This window comes from Micromonospora globbae (assembly GCF_003610785.1).
In the GTDB taxonomy this organism is placed as follows: Bacteria; Actinomycetota; Actinomycetes; order Mycobacteriales; family Micromonosporaceae; genus Micromonospora; species Micromonospora globbae.
This window is the reverse complement of sequence record NZ_RAQQ01000010.1, coordinates 148,612-171,239: the sequence shown is the minus strand read 5'-3', so window position 1 is coordinate 171,239 and position 22,628 is coordinate 148,612. Positions and strand designations below refer to the sequence as shown.

Below are 22,628 nucleotides of genomic sequence, written 5' to 3'. Positions count from 1 at the left end.
CGCACGCCCGGACCGGCCCCGCCCGGCCCCTGTCCCAGGAGAGAAGCCGTGACACGACCGCTCGCCCGGCTCGTGGCGGTGATCGCGACCGTCACGCTCGCGATCACCGCCGCGGGTTGCTCGTCGGGAACCTCGGGAGACTCCGCCACCGGATCCAGCCTGTCGGTCGGCTTCGTCGCCGAACCGGCCAACCTCGACTTCACGAGCACCGACGGCGCCGCCATCCCCCAGGCGCTGCTCGTCAACGTGTACGAGGGCCTCGTCAAGCTCGACCAGGACGGCAAGATCGTCCCCCTGCTGGCCGAGTCGTGGGAGGTCAGCCCCGACCGCAAGACCTACACGTTCCACCTGCGCGACAACGTGACCTTCACCAACGGCAAGACGTTCACCGCCGACGACGTCGTCTTCAGCATCAACCGGGTCAAGACCGACTGGAAGGTCTCCCTGAAGTCGGCCATGGACGTCGTGGCCAACGTGGAGAAGAAGGACGACACCACCGCCGTCGTCACCCTCACCAAGCCGAGCAACTCGTGGCTGTACCGGATGACCACCCGGATCGGCGCGATGTTCAGCCGGGACGGCGTGGCCGACCTCGCCAACACGCCGGTTGGCACGGGCCCCTACAAGCTGGAGTCCTGGCGCCGCGGCGACGCCATCACGTTCTCGGCGAACGACTCCTACTGGGGCACGAAGCCGAAGCTCCAGAAGGTCGTGCTCAAGTACTTCAAGGACGCGACGGCGCTGAACAACGCCCTCCTGACCGGCGGCATCGACGTCATCTCGGCCGTGCAGGCCCCCGAGTCGATCCAGCAGTTCTCGGACACGTCGAAGTACGAGGTCATCGAGGGCACGACGACCGGTGAGGTCGTCCTGTCCTTCAACAACTCCAAGGCTCCGCTCAACGACCCGCGCGTGCGACGTGCCATCCGGCACGCCATCGACCACAAGGCGCTGCTGGACACCGCGTGGGCCGGCCGGGGCCAGCTGATCGGCACGATGGTCCCGCCGACCGACCCCTGGTACGAGGACCTGACCGGCCTGTACCCGTACGACCCGGCGAAGGCCCGGGACCTGCTGGCCCAGGCTGGGCAGACGCGGCTCAACCTCAAGCTGCGCATCCCCAACCTGCCGTACGCCGTCGCGTCGGCGCAGGTCGTCAAGTCGCAGCTCGACGCGGTGGGGATCACCGTGGACATCGAACCGCTGGAGTTCCCGGCCCGCTGGTTGGACGTCGTCTTCAAGCAGGCGGACTACGACATGTCGATCATCAACCACGTCGAGCCCCGCGACGTCACGGCGGTCTTCGGCAACCCGGACTACTACCTGCGCTACGACAGCCCCCGGGTGCAGGAGCTGTTCGCCAAGGCGGACGCCGGCACCGAGGAGGAGCAGGTCACGGCGATGAAGGAGGCCGCGCGGATCATCTCCGAGGACGCCGCCGGCGACTTCCTCTTCCTGTTCCCCAACCTCATCGTCGCCAAGAAGGGGATCGCCGGCCTGCCGAAGAACCTGGTGTCCGAGTCGTTCGACCTGAGCGTGCTGTCCCCGTCCGAGGCGTAGCACGATGGGCCTGTACCTGCTCGTCCGCGCGGCGGTGCTCGTCGTGAGCACCGCCGTCGCCTCGGTCGTCGTCTTCGCCGTCATGGCGGTGCTTCCCGGCGACCCGGCCGAGGTGGCGCTCGGGGTCAACGCCACGCCCGAGGCGGTCGCGGCCAAACGCGCCGAGTTCGGCACCGACCGGCCCCTGGTCACCCAGTTCCTCGACTGGGTGTCCGGCCTCCCGACCGGCGACTTCGGCGTCTCGTACGTCACCTCCGACCACATCGGACCGCAGATCGTCGACCGGCTCGGGGTCACGCTCTGGCTGGTGCTGTTCGGGATGCTGACGGCCCTCGTGGTGGCGGTGCCGCTGGGCACCGCCGCCGCGGTCCGCCACCGCAGCGTCGGCGGACTGCTGCTGTCCGGGCTCAGCCAGGTGGGCGTGGCCGTCCCGGCGTTCCTCGCCGGCATCCTGCTGGTCTTCCTGTTCGCCGTCACCCTGCGGGTGCTCCCCTCCGGCGGCTACACCCCGCTGGGCGAGGACCCCGGCGCCTGGTTCCAGCAACTGCTGCTGCCGTCGCTGTCCCTCGGCCTGGTGCAGGGGGCGGTGCTCAGCCGCTACGTCCGCTCCGCGGTGCTCGACGTGATGCGGGAGGACTACATCCGCACCGCCCGCGCCAAGGGCCTCGGCCTCTACCGGGCGCTGTGGCGGCACGGCGCCCGCAACGCCGCGATCCCCGTGGTCACCGTCCTCGGCCTGCAACTGGCCACGCTGCTCATCGGCGCCGTCGTGGTCGAGCGGGTCTTCACCCTGCCCGGCCTGGGCAGCCTCCTGCTGGACGGGGTGGCCAACCGCGACCTGCTGCTCGTGCAGGGCACCGTCATGGTGCTCGTCGTCGCCGTGCTCGCCGTCAACTTCCTCGTCGACGTCCTGTACGCCGTGCTCGACCCGAGACTGCGGGGGGCCCGATGACCGCACTGGAGAACACCTCGCCCGCCGCGCGCGGGCGCCGGCGGTGGCGGCGCCTGAACGCCAGCATGCTCGTCGGCGGCGCCCTGGTGGCGCTCGTCGTGCTGGCCGCCCTCGTCTCGTTCGTCTGGACCCCGCACGACGCCGTGCACGTCGACGCGGCCCACCGGTTGGCGCCCGCCCTCAGCGACGGCTACCTCCTCGGCACCGACAAGTTCGGTCGCGACGTGGCGAGCCAGTTGCTGGTGGGAGCCCGCACCACGCTCTTCGTGGGGATCGTGGCCGTCGGCGTCGCCGCGCTGGTCGGCACCCCGCTCGGCGTCCTCGCCGGGATGGCCGGCGGCTGGCTCAGCGAGATCGTCATGCGTGCCAACGACCTGCTGTTCGCGTTCCCCGCGTTGCTGCTCGCGATCATGCTCGGCGCGGTGTTCGGCGCGAGCACCCTCACCGCCATGATCGCGATCGGCGTGGCCACGATCCCGGCCTTCGCCCGCGTCGCCCGCGGCCAGACCCTCGGCGTCATGCACACCGAGTACGTCCTCGCGGCCCGCGCCGCCGGCCGCTCCCGGCTCGCGATCGCGCTGCGCCACGTGCTGCCCAACATCGCCAGCATCCTCATCGTCCAGGCGTCGGTCTCGTTCGCCATCGCCATCCTGGCCGAGGCCGCGCTGTCGTTCCTGGGCTTCGGCACCCCACCACCCACCCCGTCCTGGGGACGGATGCTCCAGGAGTCACAGGAACTGCTCTTCTCCACGCCCCGCCTCGCGTTCCTGCCCGGCCTCGCGATCGCCCTGGCGGTCCTCGGCTTCAACCTGTTCGGCGACGGGCTGCGCGACTGGCTCGACCCCAAGCTGCGGGAGCACCGATGACGCACGTACCCGACACGGCCGTGGCGACGGGCCCGGTGCTCACCGTCGACGACCTGGGCGTCCAGGTGGGACCGGTCAACCTGGTGCAGGGGGTCGGCTTCACCATCGGCAGCGGCGAACGCCTGGGCCTCATCGGCGAGTCGGGGTCCGGCAAGTCCCTGACCGCCCTGGCGCTGATGGGACTGCTCCCCGAGGGGCTGCGGGCCAGCGGGTCCATCCGCCTGCGGGGTGTGCCCGACGACCTGCTGGGCACCGGCGAGCGCCGGCTGGCGAAGGTGCGTGGCAGGACCGTGTCGATGGTGTTCCAGGAACCCATGACCGCGCTCAACCCCGTCATGCGCGTGGGCGACCAGGTCGCGGAGGTGATGCTGCTCCACGGCACCCGCAACAGCCGGGCGGAGGCGGCAGCCGCCGCCGTCGACCTGCTCGACCGGGTACGCCTGCCCGACCCGAGGGCGATGGCGCGGGCCTTCCCGCACCAACTCTCCGGCGGCCAGCGCCAACGGGTGATGCTCGCGATCGCGCTGGCCAACGATCCCGCCCTGCTGATCTGCGACGAGCCGACGACCGCGCTCGACGTCACCGTGCAGGCGCAGATGCTCGATCTCATCGGCGAACTCGCCGCCGAACGGAACACCGCGCTGCTCTTCATCACCCACGACCTGGCGGTGGTCGCCACGGTGTGCCAGCGCGTCCTGGTGATGTACGGGGGCCGGGTGGTCGAGACCGGTGACGTGTACGACGTGTTCACGACGCCCCGGCACCGCTACACCGAGGGGCTCATCGCCGCGTCCGACCTCTCCGTCGTCGACGGGAGGGGACGCCTGCGGACGATCCCCGGCGCGGTGCCCAACGGCGGCGAGTTCCCCGACGGCTGCGTGTTCCGCACCCGGTGCCCCGCGGCGACCACGCGGTGCGAACGGACACCGGAGTGGTCCGGCCCACCGGGGCACGGATTCGCCTGCTGGCACCCGGTAGGGGAGGACCGGTGACCGAGACCCCGCAGATCGACCCCGCACCGGCCCCGCTCGCGGCGGCCACCCCGGACACCGCCGGCGACCCCGTGATCAGCGCCCGGCAGGTCGTCCGCCGCTACCGGCGCCCCCGTCGCTCGCTGACCCGCCCCGGCCCGGTCGTCGAGGCGCTGCGCGGCGTCGACCTCGACGTCGCGTACGGGCAGCGGCTCGGCATCGTCGGTGAGTCGGGCTCCGGCAAGTCGACCCTCATCCGGCTCCTCGCCGGCCTGGACCGTCCGACCTCCGGCAGCATCCGGTTCGCCGGGCGGGAGATCACCCGGCTTCCGGACCGGTCCCTGAGGTTCCTCCGCCGGGACCTGCAGATGGTCTTCCAGGACCCGATGAGTTCGCTGGACCCCCGGATGACCGTCGGCGACATCATCCGCGAACCGCTCGTGGCGCTCGGCCACCCCGACAGCCGGGCGCGGGTCGCGGAACTGCTCGACGCCGTCGGCCTGCCCGCCGCCGCGGCCCACCGTTACCCGCACCAGTTCTCCGGCGGGCAGCGGCAGCGGATCTCGATCGCGCGGGCCCTGTCACCCCGCCCCAGGGTCCTGGTCGCCGACGAGCCCGTCAGCGCACTCGACGTGTCCGTGCGGGCGCAGATCCTCAACCTGCTCATGGACCTGGTCGACGAGTTCTCCCTGACGCTGGTCTTCGTCTCCCACGATCTGTCGGTCGTACGGCACGTGTGCGACACGGTCGTCGTGATGCGCGACGGCGAGATCGTCGAGCGGGGCACCACCGCGGCCGTCTACGAACGCCCGACACACCCCTACACCGAGGCGCTGCTGGCCGCGGCGCCCACGCTGCGGAAGGCCCTCGCGGCCCACGCGGCGGCACGGAACCGGAAGGAGCCGCAGGAACGATGAGGGTCTCGCCCGAGGTCGACGCCATCCGTATCGACGAGGACGGTGTGGTCGCCTTCACCCAGGCGCTGGTGCGCATCCCCAGCGTCAACGACCCCGGCAGCGGGCGCAGCGAGCAGCCCGCCGCCGACCTCGTCGCCGCCAAGATGCGCGAGTTCGGGTGGGAGCCGGTCGTCTCCGAGGCCGCCCCCGGTCGACCGAACGTGGTCGCCGTGGTCGACGGCGGCGGCGGTGACGGGCCGACGCTCATGTTCGAGGGCCACACGGACGTCGTCACCGAGGGCGCCCTCGACACCTGGACCGTCGACCCGTTCGGCGCGGAGATCCGCGACGGCCGGCTCTACGGCCGCGGCTCCGCCGACATGAAGGGCGGCGTGGCGGCCATGCTGTACGCGGTGCGCGCCCTGCAGCTCGCCGGGCCGTTCCCCGGGCGGATCAAGGTGTGCGCGCTCGCCGACGAGGAGGGGCTGATGCTTGGCGTGCACCACTTCGTGGACTCCGGGCTGGCCGCGGACGTCGACGCGGCGATCGTCTGCGAGCCCGAGGCGGGGGAGATCTGCCCGGTGTCGAAGGGGGCGCTGCGGTTCCGCGTGGACTTCCACGGCCGGATGGCGCACGGGGCCATGCCGCAGCACGCCCGCAACCCCATCCGGACGGCCGGGGCGTTCGTCGTGCGACTCGCCGACCTCGAACGCGAGCTCCACGCCCGGCACGGCGCGCACCCGCACCTGGGCCTGCCGTACGTCACCCCGACGGTCGCCACCGCGGGCGACCTCGACCAGATCAACGTGATCCCGGCGTACGCCACCGTCGCGGTCGACGTCCGCACCGTGCCCGGGGTCGACCACCCGTCCCTCGTCGAGCGGGTCCGGGGCATCGCGGCGGCGCTCGGCGCCGACGACGAGGTGCGCGCCGAGGTCCACGTGCTCGTCGACCGGCCGCCGGTCGACACGCCCGTCGACGCCCCCGTGGTCGTCGCGCTCGCCGCGGCGCACACCGCGGTGACCGGCGAGGAACCGACGTACGGGGGAGTGCCGGGCACCACCGACGGCACGATCCTCACCGCGCGCGGCGGCGTGCCGAGCGTCGTCTACGGTCCCGGCGGGAAGTGGATCGCCCACCAGGCCGACGAGTACGTCGAACTCGCCGACATCGTGCGGTGCACGCGGGTGTACGCGGAGGCGGCCCGCCGGTACCTGAGCGCCTCCGACCGGACCGGCGCGCGGTGACCGCGCCGGGACCCGGGCCGAGCAACACCCTGACCGACGTCCCCGGCTTCCGCGTCGGACACCACCAGCGCACCGGAGACGGCTGGCTCACCGGCACGACAGTGGTCCTCGCGCCGCCCGGTGGAGCGGTCGGCGGGGTGGACGTCCGTGGCGGTGGCCCGGGCACGCACGAGACGGACGTCCTCGATCCCCGCAACCTCGTCGAACGGGCGCACGCCGTCGTGCTCGGCGGCGGCAGCGCGTACGGGCTGGCCGCGGTCGCCGGTGTGATGGACCGGCTGGCGGACGCCGGCACCGGTTTCCCGGTGGGCGCCGGGCCGGGTCGGGTGGTGCCCATCGTCCCCGCGGCGGTCCTGTTCGACCTCGGCCGCGGCGGCGACTTCCGCGCCACGCCCGGCCCGGACTTCGGTGCCGCGGCCCACGACGCGGCGACCGGCGCTCCGGTCGCCCTCGGCACCGTGGGCGCGGGCACCGGCGCGGTGGCCGGTGGGCTCAAGGGCGGCGTCGGGTCGGCCAGCGTCGTGGTGGAGGGGGTGACGGTCGGCGCCTTGGCCGTGGTGAACTCGGTCGGGTCGGCCGTCGATCCCGACACGGGCGAGCTGTACGGGAGCCGGTTCGGCCTGGCCGGCGAGTTCGACGCCCTGCTCCCGCCCGACCCGGAGGAGCGGGCGCGCGCCGCCGAGGCCGTCCAGGCTCCGGTCGGCGGGAGCGTGGCCGCGTCCTTCCACACCACCATCGGCGTCCTGGCGACGGACGCGACCCTCACGAAGGCCCAGTGTCAGAAGCTCGCCGGCATCGGGCACGACGGCATGGCCCGCGCCATCCGGCCGGTCCACTCGATGTTCGACGGCGACACCGTCTTCGCCCTGGCGTCCTGCGCCGGCCCCGCCCTCGACCCGCCCGCGTTCAACACGATCCTCGCCGCGGCGGCGGACGCGTTCACCCGTGCGGTGGTCCACGGCATCCTCGCCGCGACGAGCGCCGGCGGTCACCGCGCGTACGCCGACGTCTTCCCCCGTGCCGTTTCCCAGTGGAGGCGACGATGAACCACTTCGAGGCCCCGTACCCGGCCGGTCTGCCGATCGGCGACGGTTGGGTGCCCGCGCCCACCGCGCCGGTGCGGTTCCCGTACGACGGCTCGCCGGTGGCCCCCGCGCCCGTCGGCGACGCCGTGCTCGCCCGGACCGCGCTGGACGCCGCGGTGGCCGCCGCCGAGACGGTGGCCCGCCTGCCCTCGCACGTCCGCCGGGCGGCGTTGCTCCACGCCCGCGACGCGCTGGCCGCGCGGCGCGCCGAGTTCGAGCGGCTGCTCGTGCTGGAGACCGGCAAGCCACTGGTCGACTGCCGGACGGAGGTCGCGCGCACCCTCGTCACGCTGGAGACGGCGGCCGAGGAGGTGGCCCGGCTGCACGGGGAGACGGTGCCCCTGGACCTACTGCCCTCCGGCGAGGGACTGATCGGGTTCTGGACGCGCCGGCCCGTCGGCGTGGTGGTGGGCATCGCCGGCTTCAACTACCCGCTGCTGCTCGCCACGCACAAGATCGCGCCGGCGCTCGCGGCCGGCTGCCCGGTGGTGTGCAAACCCGCGCCGCAGACACCGCTGGCGACGCTGTGGCTGGCGCACCTGCTGCGTGAGGCGGGCGGGGCGGTCGGGATGCCGCCGGAGGCGGTGCAGGTCGTGACCGGTGGGGTGGACGTCGGGGAGACGCTGGTGACCGACCGGCGGGTGGGCGCCGTGTCGTTCACCGGGTCGGCCGCCGTGGGGCACACCATCGCCCGGGCCGCCGCGCCCACCAAGGTCCTGCTCGAACTCGGATCCAACGCGGCCCTCGTGGTGGCCGCCGACGCCGACGTGGCCGCCGCCGCGGACGCCGTCGTGCGGGGCGGCTACTACGCCTCGGGGCAGGCGTGCATATCGGTGCAGCGCGTGCTGGTGGAGGCGCCGGTGGCCGAGGAGTTCCTCGGCCTGCTGGCCGACCGGGTCGCCGCGATACCGGTGGGCGACCCGCGCGACGAGAGCACCCGGGTGGCGGCGTTGATCGACGCGCGGTCGACCGGGCGCGTCCGCGGCTGGATCGCCGACGCCGTCGCGGCGGGCGCGAAGGTCGTGGCCGGCGGCGACGACGGGCCGGTGCTCCGACCGACCGTCCTCACCGGCGTGCCCGACGGCCTGCCCGCGTGGGACGAGGAGATCTTCGGCCCGGTGGTCTGCGTCCGGACGGTCCCCGACGTGGACACCGCCCTGGACCTGGTCAACCGGTCCCGCTACGGCCTGCACGCGAGCGTCTACACCCGTTCGCTGGCGACCGCCTTCGCGGCGGTGGAACGGCTCCAGGTGGGCGGAGTCGTGGTCAACGAGGTGCCCGGATTCCGCGCCGACAACATGCCCTACGGCGGCGTCAAGGACTCCGGGGTCGGCCGGGAGGGCCCCCGCTTCGCGGTGGAGGAGCTGACGGTGACCCGGATGGCGATCATCCGGCCGATGTGACCGGCGGCCCGGGCGCGTGCCCGACACGGTCGCCGCGCACCGGGCCGGCCACTGTGCCGGCCCGGGCGCGGGGGCGTCAGTTGGGCGGCTCGAACCGGCCGTCGACCGCGGTCCACCCGCCGTCGACGACCAGGCAGGTGCCGGTCACGAAGCTCGCCGCGTCGCCGGCGAGGTAGACGACCGCTCCGGCCATCTCCTCCGGGCGCGCCCAGCGTCCCAGCGCGCTCTTGGCGGCGTACGCGTCGTACCAGTCGGGGTTGGCCTTGATCTGGGCGGTGAGGGGCGTCTCCACGACGCCGGGAGCGACGGCGTTGACGCGCACGCCGCGCGGCCCGAGTTCGGCGGCCGCGGTCCGCAGCAGCTGCACGAGGCCCGACTTGGTGGCGGCGTACACGCCCTGGCCCGGTTCCACCGTGAAGGCGCGGATCGAGGAGAAGCCGATGATGCTGCCCCGACCGCGCTCCGCCATCCCGGAGCCGAAGGCCCGGACCAGCGCGAAGGAGGCGGCGAGGTTGAGCCCGACCACCCGGTCGAACTCCTCCTGCGTGTAGTCCAGCAGGCGCTTGCGCACGTTCGTCGCGGCCGTGAACACGAGGACGTCGACGTCACCCAGCTCGGCCGCGGCCCGGGCTACCGCGGCGCCGTCCAGGACGTCCACCGTGTACGGCGAGCCGCCGGCCAGCTCGGCGGTCAGGGCGGCGGACTCGGCGTCACGGTCGGCGCAGACGACCTCGGCGCCGTGGGCGGCCAGGGCGCGGGCGCACTCGCGGCCGATGCCGCTGCCGGCACCCACCACCACGGCCCGTCGACCGTCGAGCCGGAAGAGCTTGTCGTACGCAGGCATGGCCCCCACCCCTCGTCGTCGGCCGACGTGTTCGCGCGCGGATCTTCCCGGGGTACCGGTCGGCGTGCTCCGCCGACCTCACCACCCCAACCTACTACCGCCACCCACCCGGTGATCAAGAGTGAGGCGGGTGTGGACGCCGCGCGCGGCGGGGCCGTCACCGGCCGAGGAAGTCCTCGACCACCGTGGCCAACCGGACCGGCGTCTCGTACATGGCGTAGTGCCCGGCGTTGGCGAGCACCTCCAGCCGCGCGTTGGGGTAGTGCCGCATCCAGGTCTCGCGCATCATGTCGGCGCCGAGCGCCGGGTCGTGCTCGCCGACCACGGCGAGCGCCGGCACCGGACTGCCCTTCACCTCGTCGGTGAAGTCGGTACGCGCCCAGGCGGTGAGATAGGCGCCGAACGCCTCCGGGGTCGAGTGGTCGAGGGAGAACCGGACCATCTCGTCCAGCCACCGCCCGGACAGCCGGTTGCCGGTGGTGAGGTCGATGATGGCCCGCCGGTTGTCCGGGTTCGCGGCGGCGCCGTCGAACAGCGCCCAGCTCTGCAGGTCGAACGGCACGCCGCCGGCGGGCACCGGGCTGATGCCGACGAGACGGTCCACCCGCTCGGGCGCGTCGGCGAGCACGCGCTGGGCCGCGCTGCCGCCCATGGAGTGCCCGACCAGGGCGAACCTGTCCCAACCGAGGGAGTCGGCGAGGTCCAGCGCGTCGCGCGAGATCTCGGCGAGCGTGTACTCGCCGGCCACCCCGGCGCGCGCCCCGTACCCCCGGTAGTCCAGGAACGCCCAGGTGAACCGCTCGACGTCGACGAGGTCGGGCAACCAGCCCCAGCCGCGCGCCGACCCGAACCATCCGTGCAGGGCCAGCACCCGCCGCGGGCCGTGGCCGACGCTGATGTGGCTGATCGTCATGACGGTGACCTCTCCGCTCCAGGCTGTGGCGTCCGCAGTGAACGTCGCGGGAGCCCACCCGGGGAACGCTCGTGTCGCGAAGGCGACGGCGGGGCGCGTCCGGTGTGGCGGAGCGGCTCGGCCGCCGGACCGGTCCGGCCGGGAAGATCGACCGTTCGGGTTGCCTCCCGCCCGCCGGAACGGTAGGCAGGAGGTGCACCCGCGTCGATCTGGGGAGACCACATGAGAACTCGGGTCCTCGTCACCGCGACCGTCGCCCTGGCCACGCTCGTGGCCGGCGCCCCTCCCGCACAGGCGAAGCGGACCGAGCCGCCGAAGCAGCCGGTGGCCGTCGGGTACGGGGGCGCCGTGTCCACCGTCGACCCGACCGCCACGGCCGTCGGGCTCGACGTGCTGCGGCGCGGCGGCAACGCGGTCGACGCGGCGGTCGCCGCGGCCGCGACGCTCGGCGTCACCGAGCCCTTCTCGGCCGGCATCGGCGGCGGTGGCTTCCTCGTCTACTACGAGGCGAGGACCGGGCGCGTGCACACCATCGACGGCCGCGAGGCGGCGCCCGCGTCGATGACCGCGACGAGTTTCGTCGACCCGGCGACCGGGCAGCCGTACCGCTTCGACGAGGCCCGGATCAGCGGGCTGTCGGTCGGCGTTCCCGGGACGCTGCTGACCTGGCGGGACGCGTTGGCCCGCTGGGGCACGCGGCCGCTGGCGCAGATGCTCCGGCCGGCCGCGCGGGTCGCCGAGGAGGGGTTCACCGTCGACGAGACCTTCGCGAGCCAGATCGCGGCCAACCAGGCGGCGTTCGCCCAGTTCAGCTCGACGAGCGCGCTCTACCTGCCGGGCGGCCGGCCCCCGGCGGTGGGCAGCACCTTCCGCAACCCCGACCTCGCCGACACGTACCGCCTGATCGCCCGGCGTGGCACCGACGTCTTCTACCGGGGCGAGGTCGGCCGCGACCTGGCCGCCACGGTCACGCGTCCGCCGCTCGCGGCACGGCCGACGGAGTCGTGGCCGTACCCGATCCGGCCCGCGACGATGACCACCGCGGACCTCGCGCGTTACCGCACCCGCTTCCCGGCGCCGACCCGCTCGGACTACCGGGGCTACGAGGTGTACGGCATGTCGACGCCGTCCAGCGGCGGGGTCGCGGTCAGCGAGGCGCTCAACATCCTCGAACGGTTCGACCTGCGGTCGATGACCCCCGCCCAGGCGATGCACCACTACCTGGAGGCCAGCGCGCTGTCGTTCGCCGACCGCAACCGGTACGTCGGGGACGACACCTCCCAGCGGATCCTGCGCGAGCTGGTGACGGACGCGTACGCCGGGGAGCGGGCGTGCCACATCGACCCGTCGGCGGCGCTGCCCAAGCCGGTCGCGCCGGGCGTGCCCGACGGAAGCTACGGCGGCTGCCCGGCGGCGACGGCCGCCGACACCCGCGACGACCGCATGAGCACCACCAACCTGACGGTGGCCGACCGGTGGGGCAACGTCGTCGAGTACACCCTCACCATCGAGGCGACCGGCGGCAACGGGATGGTCGTGCCGGGTCGGGGCTTCCTGCTCAACAACGAGCTGACCGACTTCAACTTCGCGCCCACCCAGGGGAGCGCGCCCGACCCGAACCTGCCGGCGCCGGGCAAGCGGCCGCGTAGCTCCATGTCGCCCACCATCGTGCTGGCCGACGGACGGCCGTTCCTGGCCGTGGGCACCCCCGGCGGCGCGACGATCATCACGACCGTCCTGCAGATGCTGGTCAACCGCATCGACCGCGGAATGACCCTGCCCGAGGCGCTGGCGGCGCCCCGGGCGTCGCAGCGCAACGGCGCCAGCACCCAGGCCGAGCCGGCGTTCGTCTCCGCGTACGGGGAGGGCCTGCCGCCGGGCCACGTCTTCGCGCCCACCGCGGAGATCGGCGCCGCGACCGGCATCGAGTTCCTCCCCGACGGCCGTGTGCTCGCCGCCGCCGAGCCCGTACGCCGCGGCGGTGGCGCGGCGGCCGTCGTCGGCCGCTGGGCACGCCCCTGACGGTCCCCGTCCCGCGACCGCCGCCGGTCCCCGGTGGCGCTCGGCGGCGACCGGCCCCGCGGTAGGCGGCCGTGCCGGTAATGTCCGGATGTGTCGAGGCCGGGCCCCGGCCGCCCGGGCCATCTCGCCGGACGCGGCCGTTCGCCGCAGGGAGGTCCGCCGTGAGCGAGCGGCAGCAACGGGGCGCGCCGGACGACGGGTCCGCGTCCCGGCCACTGGGCGCCACGACCGCGCACGCGCACGACACGGTGCGGCTCGCGCTGGTCGTCGGGGCGCTCGGCGTCGTGTTCGGCGACATCGGCACCAGCCCGATCTACACCATGCAGACGGTGTTCAACCCCGGCGACCCCCATCCCGTCCCGATCAGCACCGAGAACGTGTACGGTGGTGTCGCTCGTCTTCTGGTCGGTGATGATCATCGTCACCGTCACCTACGTGCTGCTCGCCATGCGCGCCGACAACGAGGGCGAGGGCGGCATCATGGCGCTCATCACGCTGCTCCGGCGCCACAACCCGAAACGGGCCGCACGGACGGCCGTGCTGCTGGCCGGACTGGGGGTCTTCGGCGCCGCGCTGTTCTTCGGCGACAGCATGATCACCCCGGCGATCTCGGTGCTGTCCGCGGTGGAGGGCCTCAAGGTCATCGAGCCGTCGCTGCACGAGCTCGTCGTGCCGATCACCGCGGTGATCATCCTGGTGCTGTTCCTGGCGCAGCGGCGGGGGAGCGGCACGGTGGGCCGCCTGTTCGGCCCCATCATGATCATCTGGTTCGTGACGATCGCCGCGTGCGGCGTACGGGGCATCGCCGGAAACCCCGAGATCCTCCGGGCGCTGTCGCCCGCGTACGCGCTGGACTTCCTGGTCGGCCGCTTCGACGCGGCGTTCTACGCCCTCGCGGCCATCGTGCTCGCCGTCACCGGCGCCGAGGCGCTCTACGCCGACATGGGGCACTTCGGCCGGCGCGCGATCACCCGCGCCTGGGTGGCCCTCGTCTTCCCCGCCTGCGCGCTCAGCTACCTCGGGCAGGGCGCGTTGATCCTCGCCGACCCCGGCCACGTCAGCAGCCCGTTCTTCCTGCTCGTGCCCGAGTGGGCCCGGCTGCCGCTGGTCCTGCTGGCGACCGCGGCGACAGTGATCGCCTCCCAGGCGGTGATCAGCGGCGCGTTCTCGGTGGCGTCGCAGGCCGCGGAACTCGGCTACCTTCCGCGACTGCGCATCCTGCACACCTCCGAGTCCACGGCCGGCCAGGTCTACGTGCCGTGGGTCAACTGGCTGCTGCTCGTCGCCGTGCTCACCCTCGTCTTCGCCTTCCGCAGCTCGACGGCGCTGGCGTACGCCTTCGGCATGGCGGTCACCGCGACCATCACCATCACCACCCTCATGTTCTTCTACGTGGGCCGGTGGCGGTGGAACGTGCCGCTCTGGGTGCTCGCCGTGGGTGCGGTCCCGCTGCTGCTCGTCGACCTGCTCTTCGTCGCCGCCAACGGCACCAAGCTGCTCCACGGCGCGTGGCTGCCGCTGCTCATCGGCCTGGCCGCCTTCACCGTCATGACCACCTGGCAACGCGGGCGGGAGATCGTCACCGCCGAGCGCCAACGCCGGGAGGGCTCACTGCGCGACTTCGTCGTGCGGCTGCGCGGGGACGGGGCGCTGACGCGGCGCGTCCCGGGCACCGCGGTGTTCCTCAACCGGGGCAAGGAGACCGCTCCGCTCGCCATGCGCGCGAACGTCGAGCACAACCACGTACGCCACGAGCACGTCCTGATCCTCTCGATCGACACCCAGCCGGTGCCCCGGGTGCCGCCCGAGCAGCAGATCGTCGTCGACGACCTCGGCTTCGCCGACGACGGGATCACCCACGTCAGCGCCCGGTTCGGCTACATGGAGACGCCCGACGTGCCCGAGGTGCTGCGGCGGCTGGGACCGGACGCCACCGAGGGACAGCTGGACGTCGACGAGGCGTCGTACTTCCTGTCGAAGATCGAGCTGCGGTCCGGCACGCGACCGACCATGCCGCGGTGGCGAAAGCGGTTGTTCATCGCCACCTCGTACATCACCGCCGACGCCGCCGAACACTTCTGCCTGCCGCGCGAGCGCACCGTCATCATGGGCTCGCACATCGAGCTGTAGTCGTGGCGCCCACGCCGGTGGTCGGCGGCCGGAGTTGCCGCCACCCGGCACGGTCCGGGGCGTTTCCGATCCCGACCCCGGGGAAGCCTGCGGGCATGGCCGAGACCTTCGCGGACCAGGACCTCACGACCCTGCGGTCGATCGCGCGCGGCGCCGGGATACCGGACACCGACGACATGTCGCACGACGAGCTGGTCGACATGCTGCGCCGGGCCGGGCTGGCCGACACCGCCGGCGGGCCGGCCGACACGAGGCTCGCCGAACCGGGCGCACCGGCCGGCTCCGGCGTGTACCACGGCCGGGGTGTCGGGCGGCGGGAGTCCGCCGGCGGCCCGGGCGCGCAGACGGCGGCCGGGGAGCCCGACCAGCCGACGGAGGATCCCGCCGGCTTGTCCGATCTGCCCCGCAGCGGTCTCACCCTGGGGGACGAGAGCACGGGCGGGCGGGCCGCCGAGGAGTCGATCGGCGCGCGGCCGGGCGAGTCCGGCACGGAGATCGACGACCGTACGCAGCGCTAGGGGTGCTCGCCGCGCGGTGCCCGGCGCTCGCGGGGCCGGGGCTCCCGGGGCCGGCGCGGACGTCGTCCACGCCGGCCGTCACATCGCGGACGCCGTCCCGGCGGAGGCCGGGATGCCGTTGACGAGCAGCCGCAACCCATGGTCGAAGTGCTCCTCGCCGTGCGGGGCCGGCACGTGCGCGAGTGCCGCGTGCAGGTGCGGGTGACGGTGCGGATCGACGGCCCGGGTGAGTCGCGTCGTGGCCGGTGCCCCGTCGTCGGGCAGGCCGGCGGCGAGTTGCTCCTCGGCGGCGTGGCCCACGACGTAGTACGTGACGGCGTCGGCGGTCCACGCCGCGTCGCGGTGGGACATGCCGGCGTCGCGCAGTGCGGCGATCATGGCTTCGCCGTAGTCGAGCGCGTTCGGCAGCGGGAAGAAGAGGCTCGCGAAGAGGCGCGCCCCGTCACGGCGTGCGAGCAGCGCGCGCCGTAGGCGGTGGGCGAGGCCGGCGACCCGCGCGTGCCACGGGGCGTGCGGGTCGAGATCGTCGACGATCCCGGCGAGCATGGCGTCGGCCATCGCCTCCAGCAGCGCCTGCTTGCTGCGGAAGTGCCAGTAGGTGGCGCCGTTCTGCACGCCGAGCCGGGCCGACAGTCGCCGCATCGTCAACTGCTCCAGCCCGACCTCGTCGAGCACGTCCAGCGCCGTGCTCAACACCTGCTCCTTGCTCAGCCGCATCGTTGCCCGCTCCGGAAAAGGTTTGACGACCTCCCCGAGTATGCCGCAGACTTCAACGTCGTTGAACTTCAACAGCGTTGAAGTTTGGTCGTCGACGGAGGGGAGGGGCGCTGATGCTGCCGAGGAACACCGCCTGAGACGCACGGGGCCGCCCTCGACGGGCGGCCCCGCGGCCTGACCTGACGGGCGGCCGCGCCGGCTGACCCCGCCGGGCGGCCCCGCCCGACCCGATCAGAAGGAACCAAGCATGCGTACCGTCAACTTCTCCGACGACGGCGTCGAAGTCGTCGACGCGCCCGACCCGCTCGTACCACCGGGGCGCCTGCTGGTGCGCACGGAGGCCGTCGGGGTCGGGGTCGGGCTCGTCCGCCTGCTGGCCGCCTCCCGCGGGCGCGCCGAGCCGGTGCGCCCGGGCGGCGAGATCGTCGGGACCGTGGCCGCCGTGGGCGCCGGTGTGTCCGGGTTCGAGGTGGGCGACCGGGTGGGCGGGGTCGTGTTCGAGGACGCGTACGCCGATCTCGTGCTCGCCGACCCACGGCTGGTGGCCCGGGTGCCCGGCGAGGTCGGGGCCCCGGCCGCCGTGTGCCTGGTCCGTGGTGGCCTGATCGCGCTCAGCGCCCCGCGGGCGGGACGCTTCGCGCCCGGCGAGTCGGTCCTGGTGACCGCCGCCGCCAGCGGCACCGGGCACCTGATGGTGCAACTGGGCCGGGCATTGGGCGCGTCCCGGGTCGTCGCCGCGGTGGGATCCCCGGAGAAGGCCCCGTTCGCGCGCGACTGCGGCGCCGACGAGGTCGTCACGTACGCCGAGCCGTCCTGGGGTGAACCGGTCGACCTGGTCCTGGACGGCGCCGGCGGCGACCTCGTGCGACGCGGCGTGGACATGCTGGCTCCCCTCGGCAGGATGGTCGCGTTCAGCGCCGCCGGCGGCACCGTGGACGTGAGCAGCCTGCTGGGCGGCATGAGGAGCGTCCTCGGCTTCACGATCGGCACGCTCGACCGGACCCGGCCCGACCTGGTGAACGGGTACCGGGCGCAGGTGTGGGACCTGCTGGCCCGCGGCGCGCTCCGCCCCCGGTGCGTCGAGTTCGGGTTCGACCGGCTCGCCGCCGCCGTCGGGCTGGTGGCGTCGCGCGGAAATTTGGGCCGGGTCGTGGTGACGACCGGCGGACGGTCCGCCGCGCCGAGCCCCTGACGGGCGCTCGTGGCCGGCGGAGCCGCGGGGCCCACGCGGGACCACGCGCAGGCGTGAGGGGACTGCCGTCGTGCCCGCTCGCTGGCAGGATGCGGGAAGGCGCGCACCCCCGCACCCGATGGAGAGCAGATGGCATCCTCCCCGGCCCGGATCTTCGCCGCACTGAACGCGGAGCGGCCACCCGAGCGGGCCACGCCGGTCATGGGCAGGGCCATCGTGATCGGCGGCAGCGTGGCCGGGCTGCTGGCGGCACGGGTGCTGGCCGGCCACGCGGAGAGCGTCGTCGTCATCGACCGCGACGACCCGCGGACGGCCGGCGCCCGGCCCGGAGTGCCACAGGGTACGCAGCTGCACGCGCTGCTGCCCGGCGGCTTCCTGCTGCTCGAACGGCTGTTCCCCGGGTTCCGGGAGCACGCCCTGGCCCAGGGGGCGGTCGAGGCGCCGCCCGCCGGCCGGCGCAGCTACCTCGACGGTCGGCTGAAGGTGGTGGTGCCCGACGACGCCGACAGCCTGGCGGGCACCCGTCCGTTCCTGGAGGGGCTGATCCGCCAGCAGGTGCTGCGAATGCCCAACGTCGAGACCCGGACCGCCCGCGCGACGGGTCTCGTGTTCGACGGCGCGGTCACCGCCGGCGTCCGCTACGACGACGGCGGTGCGCCCGGCGTCGAGCGCGGCGATCTCGTGGTGGACGCCATGGGACGGTCGAGCCGCCTCTCCGACTGGCTCGAGCGGGCCGGCGGGGAGCGGCCGGCCACCCGGCGGATGCGGGTCGACCTCAACTACGCGACCGCGCTGTTCCGGCGCCGGGAGACGGACCCGCGACCCACCCTCGTCATGGCCCTGCACAGCCCGGCGGCGTCGTCGGACGTGGCCGGCGCCGCGTTCTTCGCCGTCGAGGACGGCCGGTGGATGGCCATGATGGCCGGCTACGGCGACAGCCGTCCCGGGCGCACGGCCGACGACTTCGTCCGCCGGTTGCGGTCGCAGTTCCCGCCGGAGTTCGGCGAACTCGCCGGCAACGAGATGCTCGGCGACGTGCGGACGTACCACCACGCCGACAGCCGGCGGCGGGAGTTCCACGCGCTGCGGCGCCTGCCCGCCCGCCTCGTGAGCGTCGGGGACGCGGTCGCCTCGTTCAACCCCGTGTACGGGCAGGGGATCACGGCGGCGGCCCTGCACGCGGCCTGCCTGTCGCGGTACGTGCGCGCGAAGCCCGATCCCGACGCGCCCGCCCGCGAGTTCTTCGCGTTGCAGAAGGTCGTGGTCGACGCCGCCTGGTCGACGTCCACCTCCGCCGACCTCGCCCTGCCGCACGTGGACGGTCCCTACCCGCGCGGCCACCGGTTGCGGAGCTGGGTCAGCCGGCAGATCGTCACGGCGACGATCACCGACGTGGCCGTCGCCCGCCGGTTCAACCGCGTCGTCTCCCTGTCCGCGCACCCGAACTCGCTGGTCACTCCCGGCGTCCTGCTGGGCGCGCTGCGCGCCAACCGGCGAGCCCGGTGAGCCTACCGGCCGGGGCGGACGTCACGGCACCAGGCGCTTCTCGAACCAGTGGTCGGCGTAGCGCTCGGTGTTGTACGGCTCGATCTCGCGGTAGCCGGCGGCCCGGTACATCGCGATCGCCTCGGTGAGGGTGCGGTTGGTGTCCAGCCGTACGGTGTCCCAGCCCCGCTCCGCGGCGTACCGCTCCAGTTCGTCGAGCATCCGCCGGCCGATCCCCAGGCCGCGCACGCTGTCGGCCACCCAGACACGTTTGATCTCCGCGGGCGCGTCCGGGTGGAGCTTGACGGCGCCGCAGCCGACGGGTTCGGCGTTCAGGGTGGCGAGCAGGAACACCCCGGCCGGCGGGACGAGTTCGTCGTCGCGCACCGGGTTGCTGAGGGCCGGATCGAACCCGTCGTCGAAGCGCCGCGCCACGTCCCGCGCGTAGGCGCGCAGGCAGGTGCGGGCGCGCGGGTCGCTCGGCGGGCATGGCGCGATGACCACCATCGACGCGACGAGCAGCCGCTCCACCTCGGCCATGGCCGCCACGAGCCGCTGCCGATGCGGCGCGGCCAGTGGTTCGAGGATCGACCAGGCGAACTCGTCGGAGCGCCGGTCGAGCTCGGCCCACTCCGTACGGCCGGCCGGGGTGAGCGCCGCCGTCCGGACCCGCCCGTCGCCGGTGCCGTCCGCGGGGCCCACCGTGACCAGGCCGTCGTTCTCGAGAGCACGCAGCAGCCGGCTGAGGTAGCCCGAGTCCAGCCCGAGCCGGCCCCGCAGCGCCGCCACCTCCGCGCCGCCGGGGCCGATCTCCCACAGCAGGCGTGCCTGCGCCAGGGGTCGGCCCCGCGCCATGTACTCGTCGTCGAGCGCGCCCACCCGTTGGGTGACCGTCCGGTTGAACCGCCGCACGGCGGCGATCAGGTCGTGGCTCATGTAGCTGACTTTAGTCAGGTATCGGCGACCGGTGGTACGCGACCCCCGCGGCGGCCGGTTCGCGGGTGCCGTGCCCGGTCCCCTCTGAAGGGTGCGCGGACTCGGGGAGAACCCCGGCCCGGTTCCGGGTTTCCTCCGATGCCGCCCGGCGGCCGGCCCGGTGACCATCGGAGGCATGGTCAAGCGTTGGCGTCAACTCACCGTGTGGCTGCACATCCTGACGTCGGTCGGATGGATGGCGCAGGCCATGACGCTGTGCGTGCTCCTCGCCGTCGGCCTCGCCGCGGACGGTTCCGCCGCGCGTGACGCGGCGACCTCGATGGCGCACGTCGTCGACGGCCGACTGCTCGCCCCCATGGCCGGCGTCTCGGCCTGTACCGGAATCGTGCTGGCGGCGGCCACCCCCTGGGGCTTCTTCATCCACTGGTGGGTGCTGGCCAAGTTCGCCATCAGCATGGTGCAGGTGTACCTCGGGATCTTCGTCCTGTCGCCGACGCTGACCGACGCGATGACCGGCGGGCCCACCGTGCGCCTCGTGGTGGGCACGGCGTTGATGGCGAGCGCGATCGCCTTCCAGGGCTGGTTGTCGGTGCGCAAGCCGTGGGGGACGGTTCGCGGGGGCCGCCGGGCCACGGGACCCTCGGGGCCCCGGTGGGTCTTCGTCGCCACCGTCCTGGGCGGGCTGGCCGAGCTGACGCTCGCCCTCGTCCTCGGCCACCCGTTGCCGCTGCTGTCCCTGATCCTCATCATCGTCGTGCTCTCGTGCCGGCCGCGCTGGTCCGGCTTGCGGCGGCTGCGGCCGGCCCGGGCGTGAGACGGGCGGCCCGACCGCGGCGGGCCCCGCCGCGGTCGGGCCGGGCCCGCCGGCGCCGCGTGGGGGCGACGCCCGGGCCCGGACCCTCCGTCAGGCCGGGACCGCCACGTCGCCGGACGCCGACCGCTCGTCGGACCGGTCCGCCCGCGGTGGGTGCGGACGCCGGTAGCGCCGCTGGTGGGCGAGACCGAGGACGACTCCGGCGGCGACCAGCAGGACGGACGTGACGGCGACCGCGGGGTAGCCGAACCGCTCGGCGGCCGCGAGACCGACGGCCGAGGCGCCGAACGAACAGACCAGCCCGAACGAGGACAGGACGGTGAAGTCCGTGCCTCCGGTGCCCGCGCGCGAGTAGTCCATGTTCACCGTGTAGAGCACGACGTTGGCGACGGTGTACGCCGCCAGGAAGCAGCAGAGCGCCGCGACCGTCCCGGCCAACGGCGCGTGCCCACGCATCAGTGGCAGCAGGAGCACCGTCGACAGCGCCAACCCGACGCCGCCGGCCACCAGCACGCCGCCGCGCCCGTACCGGGCGATCCCGGCCCCGGCCAGCAGACCGGCGACGATCGCCGGGGCGCTGGTGACCACCCCGGTCACCACGCCGATCCGGCCCAGCGACCATCCGGCGTCCACGAGGGCGGGCGTCACCAGGGCGTACGCCATCCCCGCGCCGACGTAGACCAGCGGCACCACCCCGAAGGTCCATTGTCGGCACCCGGGCTGCCCGAACACGGACAGCAGCGCCCGGTACGCCGTGCCGACCCCGGCGATCCGGTCGGTGCGGGGCGGCTCCCGGAACCGCCACGCCACCACGAGGCCGGTCGCCGTCAACGCGGCCAGCAGGCCGATCGCGGGCGCCCAGCCGAACCGGTCGTAGACCAGCACGCAGGCGCCGCCGCCGAGCAGGTTGCCGAGGTAGCTGGCGGCCACCTGGATGCCGTTGCCGAGCCCGCGGGCGGAGTCGGAGAGCAGCCGCACGGCGACGGCGTCGACGGCGATGTCCTGCGTGGCGGAGAAGAGGACGTAGGCGGTGCAGAGGGCGATGACCGGCCCGAGCTGCGCGGCCGGACGGGAGAACGGCAGCAGCGCCAGCAGGGCCAGCACCAGCGCGGACTGGAGGACGACCAACCAGGACCGGTAGTGGCCGTGGCGGCGGGATCCGTAGCGGTCGAGGATCGGTGCCCAGAGGAACTTGATCGGCCAGACCAGACCGACGACCTGGAGCAGGGCGAGCGTGTCCAGGGAGGTGCCGCCGTCGCGCAGGATCGCGGTCAGGCCGACGGTGATGAACCCGATGCCGAGGTACTGCGTGACGTACAGCGTGGTCAGCGTGCCGAGACGGCTCGTCACGTGGCTCTCCAGTAGCCCAGCGAGGTCAGCTGGCGCCGGTCGACGCCCAGGGTGCGCCGGATGTGCCGGGTGATGCTGCGGGTGGTGGCCGCCTCGGCCGCCACCCAGTAGTGGGCGGCGTCGCTGACCGGCAGCGCGGCGCAGACCGTGTCGACCAGGTGCCGGCCGGCCTCCCGGCGCGGCACCCAGGTGACCTCGTGGTGTGCCCGCGCCCGTGGCGCGAGCGCCTTCTCGCCCTCGTGCGCGTACTCCAGCCAGATCGTGGCGGGGATGTCGGCGCCGGCGTCGAGCAGGCTGTTCACCGCCGGCAGGGACGCCGCGTCGCCGACGAGGTAGAGGTGCCGGGGCGCGGGGTCCGGAAGGGTGAAGGCGCTGCCCTGCACGGTCGCGGCGATGGTGTCGCCGGGCCGGGCCGTCGTGGCCCAGCGGGCGGCGCAGCCGTCGTGCAGGGCGAACTCGAGGGTGAACCGGCCGGTGGCCGGGTCGGGGTCCACGAGCGTGTACGCGCGCTGGTGCGCCCGACCGTCGTTGTCGAACCAGAGCCGGATCCACATGGTGGGGTGCACGCCGCAGCTCTCCAGCAGCCCGCCGTCATCCATGAGCAGGCGTTGGTAGTGCCCGTCGACGGACTCGGTGGCCAGGACGGTCAGCCGGAAGTCCCGACCTCCCATGGCCTTGAGCACCAGGGCCTCCCAGTTACGTTTCACGCACCCTCCAGGTGAGGTCA

20 protein-coding genes and 1 pseudogene are annotated in these 22,628 nt (G+C 73.9%); 15 read left to right on the top strand and 6 right to left on the bottom strand.

Features of this window, described 5'->3' with window-relative positions; all coding sequences use genetic code 11:
• The first annotated feature begins 48 nt into the window (after nt 1-48).
• Genes D7I43_RS15820 through D7I43_RS15785 form a run of 8 tightly spaced genes read left to right on the top strand, consistent with a single transcriptional unit; the run spans nt 49 to nt 8,980 of the window.
• Nucleotides 49-1,560: an ABC transporter substrate-binding protein gene (locus tag D7I43_RS15820; RefSeq protein ID WP_192902169.1), complete on the top strand. Its 1,512-nt coding sequence runs from the start codon at nt 49-51 to the stop codon at nt 1,558-1,560.
• A 4-nt stretch (nt 1,561-1,564) separates the two neighbouring features.
• Nucleotides 1,565-2,512 (top strand): ABC transporter permease, encoded by a 948-nt coding sequence (locus tag D7I43_RS15815; RefSeq protein ID WP_120329260.1) that lies wholly within the window; start codon nt 1,565-1,567, stop codon nt 2,510-2,512.
• Nucleotides 2,509-3,378 (top strand): ABC transporter permease, encoded by an 870-nt coding sequence (locus D7I43_RS15810; protein WP_120329259.1) that lies wholly within the window; start codon nt 2,509-2,511, stop codon nt 3,376-3,378. The genes D7I43_RS15815 and D7I43_RS15810 overlap by 4 nt, the downstream gene beginning before the upstream one ends.
• Entirely contained in the window at nt 3,375-4,370 is a 996-nt protein-coding gene (locus D7I43_RS15805) for an ABC transporter ATP-binding protein (protein WP_120329258.1), read from the top strand. The genes D7I43_RS15810 and D7I43_RS15805 overlap by 4 nt, the downstream gene beginning before the upstream one ends.
• On the top strand, nt 4,367-5,266 hold the full coding sequence (locus tag D7I43_RS15800; protein WP_240032980.1) for an ATP-binding cassette domain-containing protein: 900 nt from the start codon (nt 4,367-4,369) through the stop codon (nt 5,264-5,266). Before D7I43_RS15805 ends, D7I43_RS15800 begins: the two co-directional genes overlap by 4 nt.
• Nucleotides 5,263-6,492 carry a M20 family metallopeptidase gene (locus D7I43_RS15795; protein ID WP_120329257.1) on the top strand — a complete coding sequence of 410 codons (1,230 nt, stop codon included), beginning with the start codon at nt 5,263-5,265 and terminating at the stop codon, nt 6,490-6,492. The genes D7I43_RS15800 and D7I43_RS15795 overlap by 4 nt, the downstream gene beginning before the upstream one ends.
• Nucleotides 6,489-7,538 (top strand): P1 family peptidase, encoded by a 1,050-nt coding sequence (locus tag D7I43_RS15790; protein ID WP_120329346.1) that lies wholly within the window; start codon nt 6,489-6,491, stop codon nt 7,536-7,538. Before D7I43_RS15795 ends, D7I43_RS15790 begins: the two co-directional genes overlap by 4 nt.
• Nucleotides 7,535-8,980, top strand: a complete 1,446-nt coding sequence (locus tag D7I43_RS15785) for an aldehyde dehydrogenase family protein (RefSeq protein ID WP_120329345.1) — start codon at nt 7,535-7,537, stop codon at nt 8,978-8,980. The genes D7I43_RS15790 and D7I43_RS15785 overlap by 4 nt, the downstream gene beginning before the upstream one ends.
• 76 nt (nt 8,981-9,056) lie before the next feature.
• On the opposite strand, the gene D7I43_RS15780 is transcribed toward D7I43_RS15785, so the two are convergent.
• On the bottom strand, nt 9,057-9,824 hold the full coding sequence (locus tag D7I43_RS15780; RefSeq protein WP_120329256.1) for an SDR family NAD(P)-dependent oxidoreductase: 768 nt from the start codon (nt 9,822-9,824) through the stop codon (nt 9,057-9,059).
• A gap of 157 nt (nt 9,825-9,981) precedes the next feature.
• Complete coding sequence (locus D7I43_RS15775) at nt 9,982-10,737, bottom strand: alpha/beta fold hydrolase (protein WP_120329255.1); 756 nt, start codon at nt 10,735-10,737, stop codon at nt 9,982-9,984.
• A 222-nt stretch (nt 10,738-10,959) separates the two neighbouring features.
• Here D7I43_RS15775 and ggt point away from each other — a divergent pair, with 222 nt between their 5' ends.
• The 4 genes and pseudogenes from ggt to D7I43_RS15760 all read left to right on the top strand — a co-directional run bounded on the left by ggt (nt 10,960) and on the right by D7I43_RS15760 (nt 15,407).
• Nucleotides 10,960-12,759, top strand: a complete 1,800-nt coding sequence (ggt, locus tag D7I43_RS15770) for a gamma-glutamyltransferase (protein ID WP_120329254.1) — start codon at nt 10,960-10,962, stop codon at nt 12,757-12,759.
• A gap of 80 nt (nt 12,760-12,839) precedes the next feature.
• Nucleotides 12,840-14,325: pseudogene (locus D7I43_RS34385) on the top strand (KUP/HAK/KT family potassium transporter); the annotation flags it as partial.
• Complete coding sequence (locus D7I43_RS34380; protein WP_420870214.1) at nt 14,308-14,889, top strand: KUP/HAK/KT family potassium transporter; 582 nt, start codon at nt 14,308-14,310, stop codon at nt 14,887-14,889. The pseudogene D7I43_RS34385 and the gene D7I43_RS34380, both read left to right, overlap by 18 nt.
• Nucleotides 14,890-14,984: 95 nt before the next feature.
• Nucleotides 14,985-15,407, top strand: coding sequence for a hypothetical protein (locus D7I43_RS15760; RefSeq protein ID WP_120329253.1), 423 nt, complete (start codon nt 14,985-14,987; stop codon nt 15,405-15,407).
• A 78-nt stretch (nt 15,408-15,485) separates the two neighbouring features.
• Here D7I43_RS15760 and D7I43_RS15755 read toward each other — a convergent pair whose 3' ends face one another.
• Nucleotides 15,486-16,124 (bottom strand): TetR/AcrR family transcriptional regulator C-terminal domain-containing protein, encoded by a 639-nt coding sequence (locus D7I43_RS15755; protein ID WP_120329252.1) that lies wholly within the window; start codon nt 16,122-16,124, stop codon nt 15,486-15,488.
• A gap of 247 nt (nt 16,125-16,371) precedes the next feature.
• Here D7I43_RS15755 and D7I43_RS15750 point away from each other — a divergent pair, with 247 nt between their 5' ends.
• Both D7I43_RS15750 and D7I43_RS15745 read left to right on the top strand, forming a co-directional pair.
• Complete coding sequence (locus D7I43_RS15750) at nt 16,372-17,316, top strand: quinone oxidoreductase family protein (protein ID WP_120329251.1); 945 nt, start codon at nt 16,372-16,374, stop codon at nt 17,314-17,316.
• Between the two features lie 129 nt (nt 17,317-17,445).
• The gene (locus D7I43_RS15745; RefSeq protein ID WP_120329250.1) at nt 17,446-18,822 is read left to right on the top strand and encodes an FAD-dependent oxidoreductase; all 1,377 of its coding nucleotides are present in this window, start codon (nt 17,446-17,448) and stop codon (nt 18,820-18,822) included.
• A gap of 21 nt (nt 18,823-18,843) precedes the next feature.
• Here the strand turns inward: D7I43_RS15745 and D7I43_RS15740 are convergent, their stop codons facing one another.
• Complete coding sequence (locus D7I43_RS15740; protein WP_120329249.1) at nt 18,844-19,737, bottom strand: bifunctional helix-turn-helix transcriptional regulator/GNAT family N-acetyltransferase; 894 nt, start codon at nt 19,735-19,737, stop codon at nt 18,844-18,846.
• A 175-nt stretch (nt 19,738-19,912) separates the two neighbouring features.
• Between D7I43_RS15740 and D7I43_RS15735 the strand changes: the two genes are divergently transcribed.
• A complete protein-coding gene (locus D7I43_RS15735; RefSeq protein ID WP_120329248.1) occupies nt 19,913-20,551 on the top strand; it encodes a hypothetical protein in 639 nt (212 codons plus the stop codon).
• A gap of 90 nt (nt 20,552-20,641) precedes the next feature.
• Here D7I43_RS15735 and D7I43_RS15730 read toward each other — a convergent pair whose 3' ends face one another.
• Both D7I43_RS15730 and D7I43_RS15725 read right to left on the bottom strand, forming a co-directional pair.
• Nucleotides 20,642-21,901: an MFS transporter gene (locus D7I43_RS15730; RefSeq protein ID WP_120329247.1), complete on the bottom strand. Its 1,260-nt coding sequence runs from the start codon at nt 21,899-21,901 to the stop codon at nt 20,642-20,644.
• Nucleotides 21,898-22,608 carry a siderophore-interacting protein gene (locus D7I43_RS15725; protein ID WP_120329246.1) on the bottom strand — a complete coding sequence of 237 codons (711 nt, stop codon included), beginning with the start codon at nt 22,606-22,608 and terminating at the stop codon, nt 21,898-21,900. The genes D7I43_RS15730 and D7I43_RS15725 overlap by 4 nt, the downstream gene beginning before the upstream one ends.
• Between the last annotated feature and the right edge of the window lie 20 nt (nt 22,609-22,628).

What these genes read in the sequence shown, in the direction of transcription:
- D7I43_RS15815 (WP_120329260.1), top strand. Translation starts at nt 1,565, where the DNA reads ATGGGCCTGTACCTGCTCGTCCGCGCGGCGGTGCTCGTCGTGAGCACC.
- D7I43_RS15810 (WP_120329259.1), top strand. Translation starts at nt 2,509, where the DNA reads ATGACCGCACTGGAGAACACCTCGCCCGCCGCGCGCGGGCGCCGGCGG.
- D7I43_RS15805 (WP_120329258.1), top strand. Translation starts at nt 3,375, where the DNA reads ATGACGCACGTACCCGACACGGCCGTGGCGACGGGCCCGGTGCTCACC.
- D7I43_RS15795 (WP_120329257.1), top strand. Translation starts at nt 5,263, where the DNA reads ATGAGGGTCTCGCCCGAGGTCGACGCCATCCGTATCGACGAGGACGGT.
- D7I43_RS15785 (WP_120329345.1), top strand. Translation starts at nt 7,535, where the DNA reads ATGAACCACTTCGAGGCCCCGTACCCGGCCGGTCTGCCGATCGGCGAC.
- D7I43_RS15780 (WP_120329256.1), bottom strand. Translation starts at nt 9,824, where the DNA reads ATGCCTGCGTACGACAAGCTCTTCCGGCTCGACGGTCGACGGGCCGTG.
- D7I43_RS15775 (WP_120329255.1), bottom strand. Translation starts at nt 10,737, where the DNA reads ATGACGATCAGCCACATCAGCGTCGGCCACGGCCCGCGGCGGGTGCTG.
- ggt (WP_120329254.1), top strand. Translation starts at nt 10,960, where the DNA reads ATGAGAACTCGGGTCCTCGTCACCGCGACCGTCGCCCTGGCCACGCTC.
- D7I43_RS34380 (WP_420870214.1), top strand. Translation starts at nt 14,308, where the DNA reads ATGACCACCTGGCAACGCGGGCGGGAGATCGTCACCGCCGAGCGCCAA.
- D7I43_RS15760 (WP_120329253.1), top strand. Translation starts at nt 14,985, where the DNA reads ATGGCCGAGACCTTCGCGGACCAGGACCTCACGACCCTGCGGTCGATC.
- D7I43_RS15755 (WP_120329252.1), bottom strand. Translation starts at nt 16,124, where the DNA reads ATGCGGCTGAGCAAGGAGCAGGTGTTGAGCACGGCGCTGGACGTGCTC.
- D7I43_RS15750 (WP_120329251.1), top strand. Translation starts at nt 16,372, where the DNA reads ATGCGTACCGTCAACTTCTCCGACGACGGCGTCGAAGTCGTCGACGCG.
- D7I43_RS15745 (WP_120329250.1), top strand. Translation starts at nt 17,446, where the DNA reads ATGGCATCCTCCCCGGCCCGGATCTTCGCCGCACTGAACGCGGAGCGG.
- D7I43_RS15740 (WP_120329249.1), bottom strand. Translation starts at nt 19,737, where the DNA reads ATGAGCCACGACCTGATCGCCGCCGTGCGGCGGTTCAACCGGACGGTC.
- D7I43_RS15735 (WP_120329248.1), top strand. Translation starts at nt 19,913, where the DNA reads ATGGTCAAGCGTTGGCGTCAACTCACCGTGTGGCTGCACATCCTGACG.